Genomic DNA, 6,818 nt, shown 5'->3' with positions numbered 1-6,818 from the left:
CTGGCAACGGGGCTGAAGCAGGCCGAGCAAGGCAGCGCGGCAGCGGCGAAGGGTGCGGGTCAACTGGCGGCAGGGTCGCAAAAGCTGGCTGCCGGAACCGCCCAGTTGCAAAGCGGCTCGGCCACGCTGGCCGAAAAGACCGCCGAGGCCGCGCAGGGCAGCCGTCGCCTCAGCGAGGGAGCGCAGGCACTTCAGGGCGGCGTGAACCAACTGGTGGACGGCAACCTCAAAATCAAGGGGGCGCTGGGTCAAATCACCGAGAAGCTGCCTGCCCAAAGCGACCTCGACCAGCTCTCGGGCGGAGCGGCGACCCTGGCAGCCAAGTCGGGTGAACTCGCCAGCGGCCTGGGCGACCTGAGGGGCGGCGCGACCAGGTTGCGCGACGGCACCGCGCAGGTGGACGACGGAGCGGTCAAACTCCGCGATGGCCTGAACAAGCTGTATTCCAAGTTGCCGGAAAAGGCGGAAGAACTCGGCGGTGACCCCGAGGGCCTCAGCGCCAGCGTCAAGCCCGTGACCCGCAAGTTCGCGCCCGTGCAGAACAACGGGGCCGGGTTCGCGCCCTACTTCATGGCGCTGAGCCTGTGGGTCGGCACCACGCTGACCACGTTCATCTTTCCCTATCAGCAACTGGCCCGCAGTGGCAACCGCACTTCGCAGCTTTCGCGGGTGCTGCGCAAGGGCCTTCACCCAGCGGTGCTGGTCGTCCTTCAGGCGCTGATTGTGGTCTGGGGCGTGCACCTGCTCGGTGTGGAGTACCTGCATCCCCTTCAGGTGACCGCCACCGCCGTGACGTCCAGCTTGGTCTTCCTGATGCTGGTGATGGGCCTGATTTTCATGTTCGGCGCGGCGGGCCGCCTGCTCGCCCTGATTTTGCTGGTGGTGCAGCTCGCGGCGTCGGGCGGCAGCTATCCCGTCGAACTCGCTCCGCCCTTTTTCCAGCACATCCACCGCTGGATTCCGGTGACCCAGAGTGTGAACGCCTTCCGGCACGCCATTTCCGGGGCCTACGAGGGCCAGTACCTCGGCTTTATGCTGATTCTGCTCAGCGTGGGCGTCGGCGGCTTCGTGCTGGCGCTGCTGGGCCGCCGCTGGGACTTCGTCAACGACAACGACTTCAAACCGCTCATCAGCTCGCCGCTGTCGTACCACGACTTGCCGCCCGAGGAGCCGGAACCCCTGACCGCACCGAAGTAGGCGGAGGGGGGAGGGTAGAGGGCAAAGGGAACCATCTCCCCGCCCTCCACCCTCTCCCCTTTACCTCGTTTATCCCTCGACCAGCCGCGCCGTTTCGCGGGCAATGGTCAGTTCCTCGTTGGTGGGAATGACCAGCGCCGCTGGGCCACCCGCTTGCGAAATCACGCCTGCTTTGCCGCGTGGGAGGTTCCCGTTGGCGTCGCTGTCGAGTTTCAGGCCCAGCACACCCAGACGGTTCAGCACTTCGGCCCGCACGAGTGCGCTGTTTTCACCGATGCCGCCCGTAAAGACCACCGCGTCCAGACGGCCCAGCGCTGCCGCCATGCCCGCGATGTATTTGGCGAGGCGGTAGACGAACACGTCCAGTGCCAGCCGCGCTCCGGCGTGTCCGTCTGCGGCGGCGGTTTCCAGTTCGCGCATGTCGTTGGTCAGGTTCGATAGGCCCAGCAGCCCGCTTTTCTTGTTCAGCGCCGCCGTGATTTCGGCCAGGCTCAGGCCCGCCTGCCGCGCCAGATAATCGGGAATACCGGGGTCGAGGTCGCCGCTGCGCGTGCCCATGACCAGCCCTTCCAGTGGGGTCAGGCCCATGCTGGTGTCCACGCTGCGCCCGCCCGCCACCGCGCACACGCTGGAGCCGTTGCCCAGGTGCGCCGTGACCAGATTCAGTTCAGCCAGCGGGCGGCCCAGCAACTCGGCCGCCTGCCCCGCCACGTACTGGTGGCTGGTGCCGTGAAAGCCGTAGCGCCGCACGCCGTGCCGCTTGTACCACTCCTCCGGCACGGCGTAGCGGTAGGCGACTTCGGGCATGGTCTGGTGAAAAGCCGTGTCGAACACGGCGACGTGCGGCAGCCCCGGAAACGCCTGCTGCGCCGCCTCGATACCCAGGATGTTGGCAGGGTTGTGCAGCGGCGCGAGGGGTACGCACGCCCGCACGCCTTCCAGCACGTCCGGCGTGACCTGCACCGGGGCGCTGAAGCTTTCGCCGCCGTGAACGACGCGGTGTCCGACCGCCCGAACTTCATGGCGCATGTTCAGGGTGTCGAGTTCCTTCAGCACTTCGCCCAGTGCCTCGCCGTAGCTGCCGCCGTTCAAGGCACGGGTTTCGCGTTGCCCGTCCCGTTCCAGACGGATAGACGCTTCGCCCGCGCCCAGCCGCTCTGCCAGGCCCGACAGCCGCAATTCGCCCGTCGCCGGGTTCAAGAGGGCAAATTTAAGGCTGCTCGAGCCGCTGTTGAGAACCAGAGTCCACATGGGAAAAGTCTAGAGGGTCGCGCAAGGGCAAGTCGGCCCGCTTCCTACCGCGCCGTCACCGCCCAGATTCCGGCGAATTCGGCAAATTGGGTGTCGGTGTCGCGCGTCTTGTAGGCGCTGATGGAGCCGTCCAGATACAGCGCGTCGGGGCAGCCCAGCGCGTCGCGGAAGAAGGTGGCGAAACTGTAGAAATTGACTGGCCCGGCACTGATGGCAAAGCGCACCTTGCCGTCCTTGCACACGCCCACGCCGCTGCGTACCTTGAAACTGCTGCTGCCCTCGTTGAAATCAGGGTGCAGTTTGCCGCCCGCGACCAGCAGCGGCCCCGACTGCGTCGCGTAATCGGGCGTCAGGCCCAGGCGCTTGTAGGCCTGCGTTTCGGTCACGCCTGCCCGCTTGCCCTGAAGCCAGAACACCCCGTTGGGCAGCAGCGCGAAGTTGCCGCCCCCCTTGCCCGCGTTGTTGAGCCTGACCAGCGTTTTGCCGCCTTCGATGTGCAGGCCCAGCGGCTTGGGGCCGGGGGCGTAGATGCCCGAATTGGTGGCGAACAGGAGCGTCTTGCCCTCTTTTTGCAGGCGGCTGCCGAGTTGCGCGAACGACGAATACGGTTTGCCTGTCGCGGGGTTGAGCCAGTGCAGGGTCAGGCGGTCACGCTGCGGGTCGACCACGGCGACGGTGTAGAGCATGCCCCGGCCCGTCACGCGCTCGACTTTCAGGCCCCGCGCTCCGCCCGAGCAGGCGCTCAGCAGGCACAGGCTCAGCAGCGAGAGGCGAGCGGCGAGGGAGGCAAAGGGGGCAAGGCGGCGCGGCATCGCTCTCCATCATGCGCGAGATGGGTGAGAATGGAGGCATGTGGAGCGCCCTTTGGAATGTGCTGCGCGAGACAGTGCTGGCCCTTATCGGTCAGCCCAGTTCGCCCGCCCCCACCCGTCAGGAGCGGGAAACAGCCCAGGCCCAGCGCGAGGCGCTTTCCCAGGAGTCCGGCCCCACGACTGCCTGGGACGCGGCCCGGCAGGTGGGGGCCGAAGTCGGCAAAGTCGCCATCGGTCAGCCGACGCCCGCGCCGAAACCCAGGCAGAAAAATGACTGATTTCAACGCGACGGCCTCCTCCGCGCCGTTTCCCATGCACGTCAGCGTCGAGCAGGCGCGGGAACGGTGGGCGGCGCTGCTGCCGGAACGCGAGTTGGAACGGCTGCCGCTGCGGGCGGCGCGGGGCCGGGTGCTGGGGCAGAACCTCGCCGCGCTGGTCAGTCATCCGAGTGCGACCGAAAGTGCCCTGGACGGCATTGCCTGCCGCGAAGCCGACACGCTGAGCGCCAGCGCCGAGGCTCCGGTGCGGTTGCGGGTGGTGGGCGAAAGCCGCGCCGGAGAGCCGTTCGGCGGGCAGGTCGGGCCGGGCGAGTGCGTGCGTATCTACACCGGAGCGCCGCTGGCGGCAGGCACGGACGCCATCTGCCCTGTCGAGCAACTGGAAGAAGACGGTCAAGACGTGCGGTTGCTGCGCCCCGCCCGGCCCGGCGACGTGCGGCCCGAGGGCGGCGATTTCCGGGCGGGCGAGGTGGTGCTGCGGGCCGGAACCCGCCTGACCCCGGCGCGGCTGGCGCTGGCCGCGGCCCTGGGGCACGCCGAGGTCACGGTGCGGCGGCGCTGGCGGGTGGCGCTGCTGTCCACGGGCGACGAGGTGGTCGAGCTGGGGCAACCGCTCGCGCCGGGGCAGGTCTACGACTCCAACCGCGTCGGGCTGGCGGCGCTGCTGGATGACTTGGGGGCCGAGGTGATTGACCTGGGCCACGCGCCCGACTCCCCCGCACGGCTGCGTGAGCTGCTGGGTGCGGCGGGCGGCGCCGACCTGCTGCTCACCAGCGGCGGCGTCAGCATGGGCAAGTACGACTTCATGCGCGACCTGCTGATGGAGGGGGGCGAGGTGGCCTTCTGGAGAGTCCGGATGCGGCCCGGTGGCCCGGCGCTGTGTGGGCGCTGGGAAGGGCTGCCCGTGTTCGGTTTGCCAGGAAATCCGGTGAGCAGTCTGGTCGTCTTTCAGGTCATCGTGCGCCCGGTGCTCAGCGGCGAACCATTGGCCTCCGTCGTCCTCACGGCCCAGACACCCTTTCCGGCCCTGCCCGACAAGACGGCTTTCTGGCGTGGCGTGGTGGAAGGGGGGGGCGTGCGGGCCTACACGCAGCAGGGCAGCGGCATTCTGCGTTCGCTCGGTGAGGCCGGGGCGCTGGTGGTCGTGCCGCCGGGTGAGAACATTAAGACGGGCGACCGGGTGCAGGTCGTGCCGGTCATGTAAGGGTCAGTTTTCTAGGGTAACGGCATGTCGCGCCCTGGCCTCCTGCCTGTTTCCTCTGCTCTGCTGCTGTGTGCCGCCCTTTCTGCCTGTGACCTGGGCCGCACTCCGGCAGGTGAGGCGCTGGCGGCGGCTCCCGCTGCGCCGGGTCAGACGGTTTCGGGCGAAACGCTGCTGCCCAGTGCCCCCGCACAGGCCGACGAACTGGCCGACATCAAGAGCGAGGAGCAGGCCACCATTTCGCTGCCGCCTGCGGGCAAGCTGACCTGGGACTGGGCGGCGCGGCCCCAGGCACAGGCCCAACTGGTGCTGCTGGACGCCCGGCAGACCACTGAAGCGCAACTGGCGTCCTATGCTGACCGGGGCGTCTACACCGTTTGCGTGCTGGACGGGGCGCAGGCGGCCAGGGGGCTGAACATTGCCTTCAACCTGTGCCAGTACAAAGGCTTCGACGCCGTCGCCGTCGCTGACCTGTTTGCGGGGGGCAAAGTCAACCACGCCACGCGGGTGGCTGACCTGGCCCACAATGCGGGACTGGCGGTGCTGCACTGGGGCGGCGAACAGTACGCCAGCGAGCATGACGGCAACGGTCGTCTGGTGGCGGACGTATTCGACGGCGCCCTGACCGAGCATTGCTGGCAGCGCAAGACCTGCACTGCCCTGCTGCCCTACGTCCAGCGTGGCAAGCAGGTCTTGAACGTGGAAGCCCGCCAGGACGCCAGCGCCGCCCAGAAAAATCAACTGGACAGCCTGGGCATAGTGACCCTCTGGCGCTAAACCCGCTGGGGCGCAGACCAATGCCAAAACGCCAGAATCCTTGTCGCTGGAGGATTCCGGCGTTGGCCTTTAGCCCCGTGCAAAAGCCGCCGCTGCGTGCACCTGCTCTGGCGAAGGCCGCACGCCCGTGTACAGCACGAACTGTTCCAACGCCTGAAGCGCCGCGACTTCGTCCCCGGTCACGACGGGCTTGCCGTGCCGCCGCGCCTCGGCAATCAGGGGCGTTTCAGCGGGCAGGGCCACCACGTCGAAGACGGCGCGGGCCTGCTCAATCAGTTCCGGCGCAAAGCTGAGGTCATGTGCCTCCGGCCCGCCCGCCATGCCGATGGGCGTCACGTTGACCAGCAGGTCGGCGGCTTCGGGCTGTGGTGTCCAGCGCCAGCCCAGACGCTGGGCCAGTTCGCGCCCCGCCGCCTCGTTGCGGGCGCCCAGCACGCCATTTTCAAAGCCCGCGTCCCGCAGCGCCTGCGCCACCGCCTTGCCCATGCCGCCGCTGCCGCGCACGCTCACGCGCCAGGACGGGTCGAGACCTTTCTCCCCAATCAGCAGACGAATGGCCTCGTAATCGGTGTTGTAGGCCCGCAAAAAGCCGCCGTCGTTGACGATGGTGTTGACCGACCGTATCGCCGCTGCCGAGGGCATCAGTTCGTCCAGCAGCGGAATCACGGCTTCTTTGAACGGCATACTCACCGCGCAACCACGAATGCCTAGTGCCCGCACGCCGCCAATGGCCCCCGCCAAATCCTGTGTCGTGAACGCCTTGTAGACATAGTTCAGGTCCAGCAGCTCATACAGGTAGTTGTGAAAGCGCGTGCCGAAGTTGCCGGGCCGGGCGGCGAGGCTCATGCAAAGCTGCGTGTCACGGTCAAAACGGGGCGTGGGAAGCATGGGTCAGGATAGGGCGAGCATCAGCTCCAGGTTCTGCACCGCCGCGCCACTGGCTCCCTTGCCCAGGTTGTCCAGTCGCGCCGCCAGCAGAGCGCGTTCGCCGTCCGCTGCCGGGTACACGAACAGTTCGAGGTTGTTGGTGCCGTTCAGCGTTTGTGGGTCGAGGATTTCGGGATTCTCGGCCATCTCAAACACCTTGACGTACTTTTGCCCGGCGTAGTGCGCCTTCAGGGTGGCGTGCAACCCCTCGGCATTGACGCCCAGTTCGTGCAGATGCAGCGGAATGGTCACGGTCATGCCCTGCGCCCAGCCGCCCACATTCGGCGTGAAAATCGGCGTGCGCGTCAGGCCACCGTAACGCATGGTTTCGGGAAGGTGCTTGTGCGCCAGCCCCAGCCCGTAGCTCAGGAACGC

The 6,818-nt window shown here is 67.6% G+C and carries 7 protein-coding genes and 1 pseudogene; 4 read left to right on the top strand and 4 right to left on the bottom strand.

Going from position 1 to position 6,818, the window contains the following annotated elements:
• Positions 1 to 1,197: YhgE/Pip family protein (locus tag Q4C89_RS13120; protein ID WP_303103071.1), on the top strand; the 1,197-nt coding region annotated here is incomplete at its 5' end.
• A 69-nt stretch (positions 1,198 to 1,266) separates the two neighbouring features.
• On the opposite strand, the gene Q4C89_RS13115 is transcribed toward Q4C89_RS13120, so the two are convergent.
• A complete protein-coding gene (locus tag Q4C89_RS13115) occupies positions 1,267 to 2,448 on the bottom strand; it encodes an acetate kinase (RefSeq protein ID WP_303103070.1) in 1,182 nt (393 codons plus the stop codon).
• A gap of 44 nt (positions 2,449 to 2,492) precedes the next feature.
• Complete coding sequence (locus Q4C89_RS13110; protein WP_303103069.1) at positions 2,493 to 3,260, bottom strand: phosphodiester glycosidase family protein; 768 nt, start codon at positions 3,258 to 3,260, stop codon at positions 2,493 to 2,495.
• Positions 3,261 to 3,298: 38 nt separating this feature from the next.
• Here Q4C89_RS13110 and Q4C89_RS13105 point away from each other — a divergent pair, with 38 nt between their 5' ends.
• The 3 genes from Q4C89_RS13105 to Q4C89_RS13095 are packed head-to-tail and all read left to right on the top strand — an operon-like array spanning position 3,299 to position 5,516.
• A complete protein-coding gene (locus Q4C89_RS13105; protein ID WP_303103068.1) occupies positions 3,299 to 3,538 on the top strand; it encodes a hypothetical protein in 240 nt (79 codons plus the stop codon).
• Complete coding sequence (gene glp, locus Q4C89_RS13100) at positions 3,531 to 4,742, top strand: gephyrin-like molybdotransferase Glp (RefSeq protein WP_303103067.1); 1,212 nt, start codon at positions 3,531 to 3,533, stop codon at positions 4,740 to 4,742. The genes Q4C89_RS13105 and glp overlap by 8 nt, the downstream gene beginning before the upstream one ends.
• Positions 4,743 to 4,766: 24 nt before the next feature.
• Positions 4,767 to 5,516 carry an endo alpha-1,4 polygalactosaminidase gene (locus Q4C89_RS13095; RefSeq protein ID WP_303103066.1) on the top strand — a complete coding sequence of 250 codons (750 nt, stop codon included), beginning with the start codon at positions 4,767 to 4,769 and terminating at the stop codon, positions 5,514 to 5,516.
• A gap of 69 nt (positions 5,517 to 5,585) precedes the next feature.
• Here Q4C89_RS13095 and Q4C89_RS13090 read toward each other — a convergent pair whose 3' ends face one another.
• Positions 5,586 to 6,404 (bottom strand): shikimate 5-dehydrogenase, encoded by an 819-nt coding sequence (locus Q4C89_RS13090; protein WP_303103065.1) that lies wholly within the window; start codon positions 6,402 to 6,404, stop codon positions 5,586 to 5,588.
• A gap of 3 nt (positions 6,405 to 6,407) precedes the next feature.
• Positions 6,408 to 6,818, bottom strand: a pseudogene (locus Q4C89_RS13085) (N-acetyl-gamma-glutamyl-phosphate reductase); the annotation flags it as partial.

The organism is Deinococcus sp. (assembly GCF_030523985.1).
Classification (GTDB): Bacteria; Deinococcota; Deinococci; order Deinococcales; family Deinococcaceae; genus Deinococcus.
This window is presented reverse-complemented; position numbering and strand designations above follow the sequence as displayed.